14 protein-coding genes are annotated in these 16,496 nt (G+C 56.0%); all 14 read left to right on the forward strand.

Annotated features, from left to right (window positions below):
* The first annotated feature begins 1 nt into the window (after position 1).
* The 14 genes from rsmH to ftsZ all read left to right on the forward strand — a co-directional run bounded on the left by rsmH (position 2) and on the right by ftsZ (position 16,429).
* The gene (rsmH, locus tag ACFK9X_RS05020; RefSeq protein ID WP_000970444.1) at positions 2-943 is read left to right on the forward strand and encodes a 16S rRNA (cytosine(1402)-N(4))-methyltransferase RsmH; all 942 of its coding nucleotides are present in this window, start codon (positions 2-4) and stop codon (positions 941-943) included.
* Entirely contained in the window at positions 940-1,305 is a 366-nt protein-coding gene (ftsL, locus tag ACFK9X_RS05025; RefSeq protein WP_000625651.1) for a cell division protein FtsL, read from the forward strand. The genes rsmH and ftsL overlap by 4 nt, the downstream gene beginning before the upstream one ends.
* A 15-nt stretch (positions 1,306-1,320) precedes the next feature.
* Positions 1,321-3,087, forward strand: coding sequence for a peptidoglycan glycosyltransferase FtsI (ftsI, locus tag ACFK9X_RS05030; RefSeq protein ID WP_000642235.1), 1,767 nt, complete (start codon positions 1,321-1,323; stop codon positions 3,085-3,087).
* Positions 3,074-4,561 carry a UDP-N-acetylmuramoyl-L-alanyl-D-glutamate--2,6-diaminopimelate ligase gene (gene murE / locus ACFK9X_RS05035; RefSeq protein ID WP_151115747.1) on the forward strand — a complete coding sequence of 496 codons (1,488 nt, stop codon included), beginning with the start codon at positions 3,074-3,076 and terminating at the stop codon, positions 4,559-4,561. Before ftsI ends, murE begins: the two co-directional genes overlap by 14 nt.
* Positions 4,558-5,916, forward strand: coding sequence for a UDP-N-acetylmuramoyl-tripeptide--D-alanyl-D-alanine ligase (gene murF / locus ACFK9X_RS05040; RefSeq protein ID WP_151115749.1), 1,359 nt, complete (start codon positions 4,558-4,560; stop codon positions 5,914-5,916). Before murE ends, murF begins: the two co-directional genes overlap by 4 nt.
* Entirely contained in the window at positions 5,910-6,992 is a 1,083-nt protein-coding gene (gene mraY / locus ACFK9X_RS05045; protein ID WP_000964138.1) for a phospho-N-acetylmuramoyl-pentapeptide-transferase, read from the forward strand. Before murF ends, mraY begins: the two co-directional genes overlap by 7 nt.
* A gap of 2 nt (positions 6,993-6,994) precedes the next feature.
* Positions 6,995-8,311, forward strand: a complete 1,317-nt coding sequence (murD, locus tag ACFK9X_RS05050) for a UDP-N-acetylmuramoyl-L-alanine--D-glutamate ligase (RefSeq protein ID WP_000796443.1) — start codon at positions 6,995-6,997, stop codon at positions 8,309-8,311.
* Positions 8,311-9,555, forward strand: a complete 1,245-nt coding sequence (gene ftsW / locus ACFK9X_RS05055; protein ID WP_001239803.1) for a cell division protein FtsW — start codon at positions 8,311-8,313, stop codon at positions 9,553-9,555. The genes murD and ftsW overlap by 1 nt, the downstream gene beginning before the upstream one ends.
* Positions 9,552-10,619, forward strand: a complete 1,068-nt coding sequence (gene murG, locus ACFK9X_RS05060) for an undecaprenyldiphospho-muramoylpentapeptide beta-N-acetylglucosaminyltransferase (protein WP_023241679.1) — start codon at positions 9,552-9,554, stop codon at positions 10,617-10,619. The genes ftsW and murG overlap by 4 nt, the downstream gene beginning before the upstream one ends.
* A gap of 118 nt (positions 10,620-10,737) precedes the next feature.
* On the forward strand, positions 10,738-12,213 hold the full coding sequence (gene murC / locus ACFK9X_RS05065; RefSeq protein ID WP_151115751.1) for a UDP-N-acetylmuramate--L-alanine ligase: 1,476 nt from the start codon (positions 10,738-10,740) through the stop codon (positions 12,211-12,213).
* Entirely contained in the window at positions 12,206-13,126 is a 921-nt protein-coding gene (locus tag ACFK9X_RS05070; protein ID WP_103132971.1) for a D-alanine--D-alanine ligase, read from the forward strand. The genes murC and ACFK9X_RS05070 overlap by 8 nt, the downstream gene beginning before the upstream one ends.
* 1 nt (position 13,127) lies before the next feature.
* On the forward strand, positions 13,128-13,958 hold the full coding sequence (gene ftsQ, locus ACFK9X_RS05075) for a cell division protein FtsQ (protein WP_000075728.1): 831 nt from the start codon (positions 13,128-13,130) through the stop codon (positions 13,956-13,958).
* Positions 13,955-15,217: a cell division protein FtsA gene (gene ftsA, locus ACFK9X_RS05080; protein ID WP_000588463.1), complete on the forward strand. Its 1,263-nt coding sequence runs from the start codon at positions 13,955-13,957 to the stop codon at positions 15,215-15,217. Before ftsQ ends, ftsA begins: the two co-directional genes overlap by 4 nt.
* 60 nt (positions 15,218-15,277) lie before the next feature.
* On the forward strand, positions 15,278-16,429 hold the full coding sequence (gene ftsZ, locus ACFK9X_RS05085; protein ID WP_000462785.1) for a cell division protein FtsZ: 1,152 nt from the start codon (positions 15,278-15,280) through the stop codon (positions 16,427-16,429).
* Positions 16,430-16,496 lie beyond the last annotated feature (67 nt).

The raw sequence follows: 16,496 nt of genomic DNA on the forward strand, positions 1-16,496 counted from the left end.
GATGATGGAAAATTTTAAACACACTACGGTACTGTTGGATGAAGCCGTTAATGGGCTGAATATTCGTCCGGATGGTATCTATATTGATGGCACATTTGGTCGCGGCGGCCACTCGCGCCTGATCCTCTCGCAACTGGGCGAAGAGGGGCGCTTGCTGGCGATCGATCGCGATCCGCAGGCGATCGCCGTTGCGCAGACCATTAATGATCCTCGCTTCTCCATCATTCATGGACCTTTTTCCGCGCTGGCTGATTATGTAGCCGAGCGCGAGCTTACCGGCAAGATTGACGGGATCCTTCTCGATCTTGGCGTCTCTTCTCCGCAGCTTGACGATGCGGAGCGCGGTTTTTCATTTATGCGCGACGGTCCGCTGGATATGCGAATGGACCCGACGCGCGGCCAGTCTGCCGCCGAGTGGTTACAAACGGCGGAGGAAGCGGATATCGCTTGGGTGCTGAAAACATTCGGCGAGGAGCGTTTTGCCAAACGTATTGCTCGCGCCATTGTTGAGCGCAATCGCGAACAGCCGATGACCCGCACCAAAGAGCTGGCGGAAGTGGTTGCGGCGGCGACCCCGGTAAAAGACAAATTCAAACATCCCGCGACCCGTACCTTCCAGGCGGTGCGCATCTGGGTAAACAGTGAACTGGAGGAGATAGAGCAGGCGCTAAAAAGCTCGCTCAGCGTACTGGCCCCAGGCGGGCGGCTTTCAATCATCAGTTTCCACTCGCTGGAAGACCGTATTGTGAAACGCTTTATGCGTGAGCAAAGCCGCGGTCCGCAGGTGCCGGCGGGATTACCGATGACGGAAGCGCAGCTCAAAAAACTGGGCGGTCGTGAGTTACGAGCGTTAGGCAAGTTGATGCCGGGTGAAAAAGAGGTAGCTGAAAATCCTCGGGCCCGTAGTTCAGTTCTGCGTATCGCAGAGAGGACGAACGCATGATCAGCAGAGTGACAGAAGCCCTAAGCAAAGTGAAGGGATCGATAGGAAGCAACGAGCGCCATGCCTTGCCTGGCGTGATCGGTGACGATCTTTTGCGGTTCGGGAAGCTGCCACTCTGCTTGTTCATTTGCATCATTTTAACGGCGGTGACGGTGGTCACGACGGCGCACCATACTCGTTTACTCACCGCGCAGCGTGAACAACTGGTTCTGGAGCGCGATGCATTGGACATTGAATGGCGCAACCTGATCCTTGAAGAAAATGCGCTCGGCGATCACAGCCGGGTGGAGCGGATCGCAACGGAAAAGCTGCAAATGCAGCATGTTGATCCGTCCCAAGAAAATATCGTAGTGCAAAAATAAGGATAAACGCGACGCATGAAAGCAGCGGCAAAAACGCAAAAATCGAAGCGCCAGGAAGAACAGACCAACTTCATCAGTTGGCGTTTTGCGTTGCTGTGCGGCTGTATTTTACTGGCGCTGGTTTTTTTACTTGGACGCGCGGCGTGGCTACAGATTATCGCCCCGGATATGCTGGTGCGTCAGGGCGATATGCGTTCGCTGCGTGTTCAGGAAGTCTCCACCTCACGCGGTATGATTACCGATCGTTCCGGGCGTCCACTGGCGGTCAGCGTACCGGTTAAGGCGATCTGGGCCGACCCGAAAGAAGTTCATGACGCCGGCGGCATCAGCGTCGGCGATCGCTGGAAAGCGCTTTCTACTGCGCTCAATATCCCGCTCGATCAGCTCTCCGCCCGTATCAACGCCAACCCGAAAGGGCGTTTTATTTATCTGGCGCGCCAGGTAAATCCTGACATGGCGGACTACATCAAAAAACTCAAACTGCCGGGCATTCATTTGCGTGAAGAGTCCCGCCGCTACTACCCGTCAGGAGAAGTAACCGCTCACCTCATCGGTTTTACCAACGTCGACAGTCAGGGGATTGAAGGCGTTGAAAAGAGCTTTGATAAGTGGCTTACCGGTCAGCCTGGCGAGCGAATCGTGCGTAAAGACCGCTATGGCCGCGTGATTGAAGATATCTCCTCCACTGACAGTCAGGCAGCGCACAACCTGGCGTTAAGCATTGATGAACGCTTACAGGCGCTGGTTTACCGCGAACTGAACAACGCGGTGGCGTTTAACAAGGCGGAATCCGGTAGCGCGGTGCTGGTCGATGTCAATACCGGTGAAGTACTGGCGATGGCGAATAGCCCTTCCTATAACCCCAACAACCTTGCCGGTACGCCGAAAGACGCGATGCGTAACCGTACCATCACCGACGTGTTTGAACCGGGTTCTACGGTTAAGCCGATGGTGGTGATGACTGCGCTTCAGCGCGGTATCGTCAACGAAAATACGGTGTTGAATACCGTTCCATACCGAATTAACGGCCACGAAATTAAAGACGTGGCGCGCTACAGCGAATTAACCCTGACCGGGGTTCTACAGAAGTCGAGTAACGTCGGTGTATCCAAACTGGCGTTAGCGATGCCGTCCTCAGCGTTAGTAGATACTTACTCACGTTTTGGGCTAGGAAAGGCGACCAATTTGGGGTTGGTCGGAGAACGCAGTGGCTTATATCCTCAAAAACAACGGTGGTCCGACATAGAGAGGGCCACCTTCTCTTTCGGCTACGGGCTAATGGTAACGCCGTTACAGTTAGCGCGAGTCTATGCAACGATCGGCAGCTATGGCATTTATCGCCCGCTGTCGATTACCAAAGTTGATCCGCCTGTACCCGGCGAACGCATCTTCCCTGAATCCACCGTACGCACCGTGGTGCATATGATGGAAAGCGTAGCGCTGCCGGGCGGCGGCGGCGTGAAGGCGGCAATTAAAGGCTACCGTATCGCGATTAAAACCGGTACGGCGAAAAAAGTGGGGCCGGACGGTCGCTACATCAACAAATACATTGCTTACACCGCAGGCGTCGCGCCTGCGAGTCAGCCGCGCTTCGCGCTGGTGGTTGTCATCAACGATCCGCAGGCGGGTAAATACTACGGCGGCGCCGTTTCCGCGCCGGTATTTGGTGCCATCATGGGCGGCGTTCTGCGCACCATGAACATCGAACCGGACGCGCTGGCAACGGGCGAAAAAAATGAATTCGTAATTAATCAAGGCGAGGGAACAGGTGGCAGATCGTAATTTGCGCGACCTTCTTGCTCCGTGGGTGGCTGGACTACCCGCGCGAGAACTGCGAGAGATGACGCTCGACAGCCGTGTGGCTGCGGCGGGCGATCTCTTTGTGGCAGTGGTGGGTCATCAGGCGGACGGGCGTCGATATATCCCGCAGGCGATAGCGCAAGGCGTAGCTGCCATTATTGCAGAGGCGAAAGACGAGGCGACCGACGGTGAGATTCGCGAAATGCACGGCGTACCGGTTGTCTATCTCAGCCAGCTCAATGAGCGTTTATCTGCGCTGGCGGGCCGCTTTTACCATGAGCCATCTGAAAACATGCGTCTGGTGGCGGTGACCGGCACCAATGGCAAGACCACCACCACCCAACTACTGGCGCAGTGGAGCCAGTTGCTCGGCGAAACCAGCGCAGTGATGGGAACGGTAGGCAACGGACTGTTGGGTAAAGTGATCCCGACGGAGAACACAACCGGTTCCGCTGTGGATGTTCAGCATGTGCTGGCCAGTCTGGTTGCGCAGGGCGCGACCTTCGGCGCGATGGAAGTCTCTTCTCACGGCCTGGTGCAGCATCGCGTGGCGGCGTTGAAATTTGCCGCCTCCGTGTTTACTAATTTGAGCCGCGACCATCTCGACTATCATGGCGATATGGCGCATTACGAGGCGGCAAAATGGATGCTTTATTCCACCCACCATCACGGTCAGGCAATCGTCAACGCCGATGATGAAGTTGGACGCCGCTGGCTGGCGTCGCTACCCGATGCGGTCGCAGTATCGATGGAAGGGCATATCAACCCTAACTGTCACGGTCGTTGGCTGAAAGCGGAGGCGGTGGAGTACCACGACCGCGGAGCGACGATTCGTTTTGCTTCAAGCTGGGGTGAAGGCGAAATCGAAAGCCGCCTGATGGGCGCGTTTAACGTCAGCAACTTACTGCTGGCATTGGCGACGCTACTGGCGCTGGGCTATCCGTTAACGGATTTGCTGAAAACCGCCGCGCGTTTGCAGCCGGTTTGCGGGCGTATGGAAGTGTTCACTGCGCCAGGCAAACCGACGGTGGTGGTGGATTACGCGCACACGCCGGATGCGCTGGAAAAAGCGTTGCAGGCGGCGCGCCTGCACTGCGCCGGAAAATTGTGGTGTGTCTTTGGCTGTGGCGGGGATCGTGACAAAGGTAAGCGCCCACTCATGGGGGCCATTGCCGAAGAATTCGCGGATATCGTCGTGGTGACTGACGATAACCCGCGTACCGAGGAGCCGCGCGCCATTATCAACGATATTCTGGCTGGAATGCTGGACGCCGGGCAGGTCAGGGTAATGGAAGGCCGCGCTGAGGCGGTAACCAATGCCATTATGCAGGCAAAAGACAATGACGTCGTGCTGATTGCAGGTAAAGGGCACGAGGATTACCAGATTGTCGGCACGCTGCGTCTTGATTATTCAGACCGCGTGACCGCAGCGCGTTTGCTGGGGGTGATCGCATGATTAGCGTAACGCTCAGCAAAATTGCCGATGTCCTTAGCGCCGAACACCGCGGGGCGGATCTCACGCTCGATACGGTCATTACCGACACACGGAAAGTGACGCCGGGATGCCTGTTCGTGGCGCTGAAAGGGGAACGCTTTGATGCGCATGATTTTGCCGATAAAGCAAAAGCGAACGGCGCTGGCGCCCTGCTGGTCAGTCGTCCTCTGGATATCGATCTTCCGCAGGTGATTGTAAAAGACACGCGTCAGGCATTTGGCCAACTGGCCGCCTGGGTACGTATGCAGGTACCGGCGCGGGTGGTGGCGTTAACCGGTTCGTCCGGCAAAACCTCGGTCAAAGAGATGACCGCCGCGATTCTTAGCCAGTGCGGAAATACTCTGTATACCGCAGGCAATTTTAACAACGACATCGGCGTGCCGATAACGCTGCTGCGCTTAAACCATGATTATGACTATGCGGTAATCGAGTTAGGCGCTAATCACCTGGGAGAAATCGCCTGGACCGTTAGCCTGACGCGCCCGGAAGCGGCGCTGGTCAATAACCTGGCGGCGGCGCATCTGGAAGGCTTCGGCTCGTTGGCCGGCGTGGCGAAAGCGAAAGGCGAAATCTATACCGGTTTGCCTGAGAACGGTATCGCGATTATGAATGCCGATAATAATGACTGGCTGAACTGGCAAAGCATTATTGGCGATCGTCAGGTGTGGCGCTTTTCGCCGAATGCGGCAAACAGCGACTTTACCGCTGCGAATATCCACGTGACGTCACACGGTACCGAATTTACCCTGCAAACGCCGATGGGCAGCATTGATGTGCTGCTGCCGTTGCCGGGGCGGCACAATATTGCCAACGCGCTGGCGGCCGCTGCTTTATCAATGGCGGTGGGGGCGACGCTGACGGCGATTAAAGCAGGGCTGGCGGCGTTAAAAGCCGTACCCGGGCGTCTGTTCCCGATTCAGCTAAGTGAAAACCAACTGGTACTGGATGACGCTTATAACGCCAACGTTGGTTCGATGACCGCCGCAGTGCAGGTCCTTTCTGAAATGCCCGGCTACCGCGTGCTGGTGGTAGGCGATATGGCCGAGCTGGGCGCAGAAAGCGAAGCGTGCCACCTCCAGGTTGGTGAGGCCGCAAAAGCGGCGGGTATTGATCGCGTGTTAAGCACCGGAAAACTCAGTCAGGCTATCAGCCACGCCAGCGGCGTCGGCGAACATTTTGCCGATAAAGCCGCGCTCATTGCGCGTTTACACGCTCTGCTTCAGGAGCAACCAATGATGACTATTTTAGTGAAAGGATCACGCAGCGCCGCGATGGAAGATGTGGTTCATGCGTTACAGGAGAAAGGTTCATGTTAGTTTGGCTGGCCGAGCATTTGGTCAAATATTATTCCGGCTTTAACGTCTTTTCTTATCTGACGTTTCGCGCCATCGTCAGCCTGTTGACCGCGCTGTTCATCTCTTTATGGATGGGCCCGCGTATGATCGCTCGTCTGCAAAAACTCTCTTTTGGCCAGGTGGTACGTAACGATGGCCCGGAATCGCACTTCAGTAAACGCGGTACGCCGACGATGGGCGGCATCATGATCCTGACGGCGATTGTGATTTCCGTTCTGTTATGGGCTTACCCGTCTAACCCGTACGTCTGGTGCGTGCTGGTGGTATTGATCGGCTACGGCATTATCGGTTTTGTCGATGACTACCGCAAAGTAGTGCGGAAAGATACCAAAGGGCTGATTGCGCGCTGGAAATATTTCTGGATGTCGGTTATCGCGCTCGGCGTGGCCTTTGCGCTTTATCTCGTCGGGAAAGACACGCCCGCGACCCAACTGGTGGTGCCGTTCTTTAAAGATGTTATGCCGCAATTGGGGCTGTTTTACATTCTGCTGTCCTACTTTGTCATCGTCGGTACGGGTAACGCCGTAAACCTGACCGACGGGCTGGATGGTCTGGCGATTATGCCGACTGTTTTCGTTGCCGCCGGCTTTGCGCTGGTGGCCTGGGCGACCGGGAACATGAACTTCGCCAATTACCTGCATATTCCGTATTTACGCCATGCGGGCGAGCTGGTGATTGTCTGTACGGCGATTGTCGGCGCGGGATTAGGATTCTTGTGGTTTAACACCTATCCGGCGCAGGTTTTTATGGGCGATGTCGGATCGCTGGCGTTGGGCGGTGCGTTGGGCATTATCGCCGTGCTGCTGCGTCAGGAGTTCCTGCTGGTGATCATGGGCGGCGTCTTTGTGGTGGAAACTCTGTCGGTCATCCTGCAGGTGGGTTCCTTTAAACTACGCGGACAGCGTATTTTCCGTATGGCGCCTATCCATCACCACTATGAACTGAAAGGCTGGCCGGAACCGCGCGTGATTGTGCGCTTCTGGATTATTTCGCTGATGCTGGTGCTGATTGGCCTGGCAACGCTGAAGGTACGTTAATCATGGCTGATTACCAGGACAAAAACGTCGTCATTATCGGTCTGGGCTTAACCGGACTCTCTTGCGTGGACTTTTTTCTCGCCCGCGGCGTGACGCCGCGGGTGATGGATACTCGCGTGACGCCGCCGGGTCTGGATAAGCTGCCGCAAGAGGTTGAGCGTCACGTTGGCGGCCTGAACGACGAGTGGCTCTTAGCGGCGGATTTAATCGTTGCCAGCCCTGGTATTGCTCTGGCACATCCCTCTCTTAGCGCTGCCGCCAGCGCTGGAGTGGAAATTGTCGGCGATATCGAACTGTTTTGCCGCGAAGCGCAGGCGCCGATTGTGGCCATCACCGGCTCGAACGGCAAAAGCACCGTGACCACCTTAGTGGGCGAGATGGCGAAAGCGGCGGGCGTCAATGTCGGCGTTGGCGGCAATATCGGTCTTCCGGCGCTGATGCTGCTGGATGCCGATCGCGAATTGTACGTGCTGGAATTATCCAGTTTCCAACTGGAAACTACCTCAAGTTTGCAAGCGGCGGCGGCAACGGTGCTCAACGTCACTGAAGATCATATGGACCGGTATCCGTTTGGTTTGCAACAGTACCGGGCGGCGAAACTGCGCGTCTACGAGAAGGCGAAAGTGTGCGTAGTGAATGCCGATGACGCGTTGACGATGCCGGTACGCGGGGCCGATGAGCGCTGCGTCAGCTTTGGCGTCAATATGGGTGATTATCACCTTAATCGTCAGCAGGGCGAAACCTGGCTGCGAGTCAAAGGCGAGAAGGTGCTGAACGTGAAAGAGATGAAGCTTTCCGGTCAGCATAATTATACCAATGCGTTAGCGGCGCTGGCGCTGGCGGATGCCGTAGGTCTGCCGCGCGCCAGCAGTTTGAAGGCGTTAACGACATTTACCGGTCTGGCGCATCGCTTCCAGCTGGCGTTGGAGCATAACGGCGTACGTTGGATCAACGACTCGAAAGCGACCAACGTCGGCAGTACCGAAGCGGCGCTAAACGGTTTGCATGTGGACGGTACGCTGCATCTGCTGCTGGGCGGCGACGGTAAGTCGGCAGACTTTTCTCCGCTGGCGCGCTATCTGACCGGCGATCGTATCCGCCTGTATTGCTTTGGGCGCGATGGCGCGCAGCTTGCCGCACTGCGTCCGGAAATCGCCCAACAGACTGAGACGATGGAAGAGGCGATGCGTTTGCTGGCGCCGCGCGTTCAGCCGGGTGATATGGTGCTGTTGTCGCCCGCCTGCGCCAGCCTCGATCAGTTTAAAAATTTTGAGCAACGGGGCGATGTCTTTACCCGTCTGGCGAAGGAGTTAGGTTGATGCGTTTATCTCTCCCCCGTCTGAGAATGCCGCGCGTACCAGGCTTTGGCCTCCTGGCCTGGCTGTTTGCGGCGCTTAAAGGCTGGGTGATGGCTTCGCGCGATAAAGACGCCGACAGTCTGATCATGTATGACCGCACGCTGCTATGGCTGACCTTCGGGCTGGCGGCGATTGGTTTTGTCATGGTGACGTCGGCCTCCATGCCAGTCGGGCAGCGCCTGGCGAACGATCCGTTTTTGTTTGCCAAACGTGATGCGCTCTATATCTTCCTGGCATTTTGTCTGGCGATGGTCACGCTACGTTTGCCCATGACCTTCTGGCAAAAATACAGCACGACGATGCTGATTGCGTCGATCATTATGCTGCTTATCGTGCTGGTCGTCGGGAGCTCGGTTAACGGGGCGTCGCGCTGGATTGCGCTGGGGCCGCTGCGTATTCAGCCTGCGGAGTTTACCAAGCTGTCGCTGTTCTGCTACCTCGCGAACTATCTGGTGCGTAAGGTTGATGAAGTGCGAAATAACCTGCGCGGCTTTTTAAAACCAATGGGCGTGATTCTGGTGCTGGCGGTGTTACTGCTGGCGCAGCCTGACCTCGGGACAGTGGTCGTACTGTTTGTCACCACGCTGGCGATGCTGTTTCTCGCCGGGGCGAAATTATGGCAGTTCATCGCCATTATCGGGATGGGCATCTCGGCGGTGATTCTGTTAATCCTCGCCGAACCGTATCGTATTCGCCGCGTTACCTCGTTCTGGAACCCCTGGGAAGATCCGTTCGGCAGCGGTTATCAGCTGACGCAGTCGCTGATGGCTTTTGGTCGCGGTGAGATATGGGGGCAAGGGCTGGGGAATTCGGTGCAGAAACTGGAGTATTTGCCGGAGGCGCACACCGATTTCATCTTCGCCATTATTGGGGAAGAACTGGGTTATATCGGTGTGGTATTGGCGCTTTTAATGGTATTCTTCGTCGCTTTTCGCGCGATGTCGATTGGCCGTAAGGCATTGGAGATTGACCACCGTTTTTCCGGATTTTTAGCGTGTTCTATCGGTATCTGGTTTAGTTTCCAGGCGCTGGTAAACGTTGGCGCGGCCGCGGGGATGCTGCCGACCAAAGGTCTTACGCTGCCGCTGATCAGTTATGGCGGGTCGAGTCTGTTGATTATGTCGACGGCCATTATGTTTTTATTACGTATTGATTATGAAACGCGTCTGGAAAAAGCGCAGGCGTTTACACGAGGTTCTCGATGAGTGGTCAACCGAAGCGGTTAATGGTGATGGCGGGCGGTACCGGCGGGCACGTGTTCCCCGGACTGGCCGTTGCGCATCATTTAATGGCCCAGGGCTGGCAGGTTCGCTGGCTGGGTACCGCCGATCGTATGGAAGCGGATTTAGTGCCGAAGCATGGCATCGATATTGACTTTATTCGGATCTCCGGTCTGCGCGGTAAAGGCGTAAAAGCGCTTCTGGCGGCGCCGCTGCGGATTTTTAACGCCTGGCGGCAGGCGCGGGCGATCATGAAGCGGTTTAAGCCGGATGTCGTGCTGGGAATGGGCGGTTATGTTTCCGGCCCCGGCGGTCTTGCCGCCTGGTCATTGGGTATTCCGGTCGTTTTGCATGAGCAAAACGGTATCGCCGGGCTAACCAATCAGTGGCTGGCCAAAATCGCGACCACGGTGATGCAGGCGTTTCCCGGTGCGTTTCCGAACGCGGAAGTGGTGGGTAACCCGGTGCGTACCGACGTACTGGCGTTGCCGTTGCCGCAGGAGCGTCTGGCCGGTCGTGACGGCCCGATTCGCGTGTTGGTGGTCGGCGGTTCTCAGGGGGCGCGAGTCCTGAACCAGACGATGCCGCAGGTTGCCGCCAGACTGGGCGATACGGTTACAATCTGGCATCAAAGCGGAAAAGGCGCGCAGCTCACGGTAGAACAGGCATATGCCGGGGCGGGACAACCGCAACATAAGGTAACGGAATTTATCGATGACATGGCCGCCGCCTATGCGTGGGCGGATGTGGTGGTATGTCGTTCCGGCGCTTTAACGGTGAGCGAGATCGCCGCCGCCGGATTACCGGCGATATTCGTGCCGTTTCAGCATAAAGACAGGCAGCAGTACTGGAATGCGCTGCCGTTAGAAAACGCCGGCGCAGCTAAGATTTTTGAGCAGCCGCAGTTTACTGTAGAGGCTGTCGCCGACACCCTGGCGGGGTGGTCGCGCGAGGCGTTGTTAACCATGGCGGAGCGTGCCCGCGCGGTATCCATTCCGGATGCTACCGAACGTGTCGCCAGTGAAGTCAGCCGGGTTGCCCGGACATAATTTGTGGCGGTGCCTTTTGCATCGCAGGGTTTTTCTACCCTCAATAATTTGGGTTGCAGGCAAGCCAACGCATCTGCAATTTGAAGTATGGCGGGTATTGGAGTTAATGGCGTAAAGAATGAATACACAACAACTGGCAAAACTGCGTTCCATCGTGCCCGAAATGCGTCGCGTTCGGCACATTCACTTTGTCGGCATCGGTGGTGCTGGTATGGGCGGTATTGCCGAAGTTCTGGCCAATGAAGGGTATCAGATCAGTGGTTCCGATTTAGCGCCGAATCCGGTGACCCAGCAGTTGACGAGCCTGGGGGCGACGATTTTCTTTAACCATCGTCCGGAAAATGTGCGTGATGCCAGCGTGGTCGTCGTTTCCAGCGCAATTTCCGCGGATAACCCGGAAATTGTCGCGGCGCATGAAGCGCGTATTCCGGTTATTCGCCGTGCGGAAATGCTGGCGGAACTGATGCGTTTTCGCCACGGCATCGCCATTGCCGGGACGCACGGAAAAACCACAACGACCGCGATGGTGTCCAGTATTTATGCCAAAGCGGGGCTGGACCCGACTTTCGTGAATGGCGGACTGGTGAAAGCCGCAGGCGTTCATGCGCGTCTGGGCCATAGTCGTTACCTGATTGCCGAGGCAGATGAGAGCGACGCATCCTTCCTGCATTTGCAGCCGATGGTCGCGATCGTCACCAACATCGAAGCCGACCATATGGATACCTATCATGGCGACTTTGAAAATTTAAAGCAGACGTTTATTAACTTCCTGCATAACCTGCCGTTCTACGGTCGCGCGGTAATGTGCGTCGACGATCCGGTCATCCGCGAGCTGCTGCCGCGGGTGGGGCGTCAGACCACGACGTATGGCTTTAGCGAGGATGCTGACGTCCGCGTAGAAGATTATCAGCAGATAGGGCCGCTGGGGCACTTTACGCTGTTGCGCCAGGGAATGCCGAATCTGCATGTCACGTTGAATGCGCCGGGTCGCCACAATGCCCTGAATGCCGCCGCGGCAGTGGCGGTAGCGACCGAAGAAGGCATTGACGATGACGCTATCCTGCGCGCGCTGGAAAGCTTCCAGGGGACCGGGCGTCGTTTTGACTTCCTCGGCGAGTTCCCGCTTGAGCCGGTGAATGGTAAAGCCGGGACGGCGATGCTGGTGGATGACTATGGCCATCATCCGACTGAAGTAGACGCCACCATTAAAGCTGCGCGAGCAGGGTGGCCGGATAAAAACCTGGTGATGCTGTTTCAGCCGCACCGTTACACGCGCACGCGCGATCTGTATGACGATTTCGCCAATGTGCTGACCCAGGTCGATGCGCTGCTGATGCTGGACGTTTACCCGGCGGGCGAAGCGCCGATTCCGGGCGCGGATAGCCGTTCTTTATGTCGTACGATTCGTAATCGGGGAAAAATTGACCCGATTCTGGTTTCCGATCCGGCTCAGGTTGCGACAATGTTAGCGCCGGTGCTGACGGGTAACGACTTGATATTAGTGCAAGGCGCAGGAAATGTTGGCAAAATTGCGCGTTACTTATCTGAAATCAAGCTGAAGCCGCAAATCCAGGAGGAAGAGCAACATGGCTGATAAAATCGCGGTCCTGTTGGGCGGAACCTCTGCGGAGCGGGACGTTTCGTTAAATTCCGGCGCGGCAGTGTTGGCCGGGTTACGTGAAGGCGGCATTGATGCGCATCCCGTCGATCCGCAAGAGGTCGATGTCGCGCAGCTTAAAGCAATGGGCTTTCAGAAGGTCTTTATTGCGTTGCATGGCCGTGGCGGTGAAGATGGCACCTTACAGGGAATGCTTGAACTGCTCGGCCTGCCTTATACCGGCAGCGGCGTGATGGCCTCGGCGCTTTCAATGGATAAACTGCGCAGTAAATTGCTGTGGCAGGGCGCAGACTTACCGGTTGCGCCGTGGGTCGCGCTGACGCGCGCTGAGTTTGAAAAAGGCCTTAGCGAAGAACAAAAAGCGCGAATTTCGGCGCTGGGTTTACCGCTGATCGTCAAACCCAGCCGTGAAGGCTCCAGTGTCGGTATGACGAAAGTAGTAGAAGAAAATGCTTTACAGGGTGCGTTATCATTGGCTTTTCAGCATGATGACGAAATACTGATTGAGAAATGGCTGTGCGGTCCGGAATTTACGGTGGCGATAGTTGGCGAAGAAATTTTACCGTCAATTCGTATCCAACCGGCAGGAACCTTCTATGATTATGAGGCGAAGTATCTCTCTGATGAGACTCAGTATTTCTGCCCTGCCGGTTTAGAAGCGTCCCAGGAAGCCGCGCTACAGTCTCTCGTCCTGCAGGCATGGAAAGCTTTAGGCTGCACGGGATGGGGGCGTATTGACGTCATGCTGGACAGCGATGGTCAGTTTTATCTGCTGGAAGCCAATACTTCTCCGGGGATGACCAGCCATAGTCTGGTGCCGATGGCGGCGCGTCAGGCGGGAATGAGCTTCTCGCAGTTAGTGGTACGAATTCTGGAGTTGGCGGACTGATATGTCGCAGGCTGCGCTGAACACGCGAAACAGTGATGAAGAGACGCCTTCTTCACGCCGCAATAATGGAACGCGTCTTGCAGGAATATTATTCCTGCTGACGGTACTGTGCACCGTGTTTGTTAGCGGGTGGGTCGTGTTAGGGTGGATGGAAGATGCGCAGCGTTTACCGTTATCAAAGCTGGTATTAACCGGCGAGCGTCACTACACGCGTAACGATGATATCCGTCAGGCGATACTGGCTCTGGGCGCGCCGGGAACCTTCATGACGCAGGATGTGAACATTATCCAGAGCCAGATTGAGCGTTTGCCGTGGATTAAACAGGCCAGCGTCAGAAAACAGTGGCCTGATGAATTGAAGATTCATCTGGTTGAATATGTGCCGATTGCGCGTTGGAATGATCAACATATGGTCGATGCTGAAGGGAACACCTTCAGCGTGCCGTCAGACCGCATCGGCAAACAGGTTTTACCCATGTTGTATGGCCCGGAAGGCAGCGCGAGTGAAGTGTTGCAGGGATACCGCGAGATGGGGCAGGTGCTGGCTAAGGATAAATTCACTCTAAAGGAAGCGGCGATGACCGCACGTCGCTCCTGGCAATTGACGCTTAATAACGGCATTAAGCTCAATCTCGGCAGGGGCGATACGATGAAAAGGTTGGCTCGCTTTGTAGAACTCTATCCGGTTTTACAGCAGCAGGCGCAAACCGATGGCAAACGGATTAGCTACGTTGATTTGCGTTATGACTCAGGTGCGGCAGTTGGCTGGGCGCCGCTCCCCCCTGAGGAATCTAATCAGCAACAGAATCAGGCACAGGCAGAACAACAATGATCAAGGCGACGGACAGAAAACTGGTAGTAGGACTGGAGATTGGCACCGCGAAGGTTGCCGCTTTAGTAGGGGAAGTTCTGCCCGACGGTATGGTCAATATCATTGGCGTGGGCAGTTGCCCATCGCGGGGTATGGATAAAGGCGGGGTGAATGACCTTGAGTCAGTGGTGAAATGCGTTCAGCGCGCCATTGACCAGGCGGAATTGATGGCTGATTGCCAGATCTCCTCGGTATATCTGGCGCTTTCCGGCAAACATATTAGCTGTCAGAATGAAATTGGTATGGTGCCCATTTCCGAAGAGGAAGTGACGCAGGAAGATGTGGAAAACGTCGTGCATACTGCGAAGTCAGTGCGCGTGCGCGATGAACATCGCGTGCTGCATGTGATTCCTCAGGAGTACGCCATTGACTACCAGGAAGGCATTAAAAATCCGGTCGGTCTTTCCGGCGTGCGTATGCAGGCGAAAGTACATTTGATTACCTGCCACAACGATATGGCAAAAAACATTGTCAAAGCTGTTGAACGTTGTGGTCTGAAAGTTGACCAACTGATATTTGCCGGACTGGCGGCCAGTTATTCCGTGTTAACGGAAGATGAACGTGAACTGGGCGTCTGTGTCGTGGATATCGGCGGTGGTACAATGGATATCGCCGTTTATACTGGCGGCGCGCTGCGTCATACCAAAGTGATCCCTTACGCGGGGAACGTGGTGACCAGCGATATCGCTTATGCCTTTGGTACGCCGCCGAGCGATGCTGAAGCCATTAAAGTCCGCCACGGTTGCGCGCTGGGTTCCATCGTCGGTAAAGACGAAAGCGTTGAAGTACCGAGCGTAGGCGGGCGTCCGCCGCGCAGCCTGCAACGTCAGACGCTGGCGGAAGTGATTGAGCCGCGTTACACCGAGCTGCTCAATCTGGTCAACGAAGAGATATTGCAATTACAGGAACAGCTTCGCCAACAAGGGGTAAAACATCACCTGGCGGCGGGGATTGTGTTAACCGGCGGCGCGGCGCAAATCGAAGGGCTTGCTGCTTGCGCTCAGCGCGTGTTTCATACGCAGGTGCGTATCGGCGCGCCGCTGAATATCACCGGTCTGACGGATTATGCCCAGGAGCCGTATTACTCAACGGCGGTGGGATTGCTTCACTACGGGAAAGAGTCCCACTTAAACGGTGAAGCAGAAGTGGAAAAACGTGTTACGGCATCAGTTGGCTCGTGGATCAAGCGACTTAATAGCTGGCTGCGAAAAGAGTTTTAATTTTTATGAGGCCCCCAGATATTACGGCCTCAGGCGACAGGCACATGACGGAGAGAGATTATGTTTGAACCTATGGAACTAACCAACGACGCGGTGATTAAAGTCATCGGCGTCGGTGGTGGCGGCGGTAACGCTGTTGAACACATGGTGCGCGAGCGCATCGAAGGTGTTGAATTCTTCGCGGTGAATACCGACGCGCAGGCGTTGCGTAAAACGGCGGTTGGCCAGACCATTCAAATTGGTAGCGGCATTACCAAAGGTCTGGGCGCTGGCGCTAACCCGGAAGTCGGTCGTAACGCGGCGGACGAAGACCGTGAAGCGCTGCGTGCGGCGCTTGAAGGCGCAGACATGGTATTTATCGCGGCAGGCATGGGCGGCGGTACCGGAACCGGCGCGGCGCCAGTGGTTGCTGAAGTGGCAAAAGATTTAGGTATTCTGACCGTTGCCGTGGTGACTAAACCTTTCAATTTTGAAGGTAAAAAGCGCATGGCATTTGCGGAGCAGGGTATCACTGAGCTGTCCAAGCATGTGGACTCGTTGATCACCATCCCGAACGACAAGCTGCTGAAAGTGCTGGGCCGTGGTATCTCCCTGCTCGACGCGTTCGGCGCGGCTAACGACGTGCTGAAAGGCGCGGTTCAGGGCATCGCAGAGCTGATCACCCGCCCGGGCCTGATGAACGTCGACTTTGCTGACGTGCGTACCGTGATGTCTGAAATGGGCTACGCAATGATGGGCTCCGGCGTGGCGAGCGGTGAAGACCGTGCGGAAGAAGCGGCTGAAATGGCTATTTCTTCTCCGCTGCTGGAAGATATCGACCTGTCCGGCGCGCGCGGCGTGTTGGTCAACATTACGGCGGGCTTCGACCTGCGTCTGGACGAGTTTGAAACCGTCGGTAACACCATTCGCGCGTTTGCGTCGGATAACGCCACCGTGGTTATCGGTACCTCTCTGGACCCGGATATGAATGATGAACTGCGCGTGACGGTAGTGGCGACCGGTATTGGTATGGACAAACGTCCGGAAATCACCCTGGTGACCAATAAACAGGTGCAGCAGCCGGTGTTGGATCGTTATCAGCAGCACGGTATGGCGCCGCTGACGCAGGAGCAAAAAACGGTCGCGAAAGTGGTTAACGACAATACACCACAGGCGGCGAAAGAGCCGGATTATCTGGATATCCCCGCATTCCTGCGTAAGCAAGCTGATTAAGAATTAGCTGGAATTTGGGATTCTGGGCTCTTTGTGCTAAACTGGCCCGCCGAATGTATAGTACACT

Source organism: Salmonella sp. WC3, from assembly GCF_042932255.1.
In the GTDB taxonomy this organism is placed as follows: domain Bacteria; phylum Pseudomonadota; class Gammaproteobacteria; order Enterobacterales; family Enterobacteriaceae; genus Salmonella; species Salmonella enterica.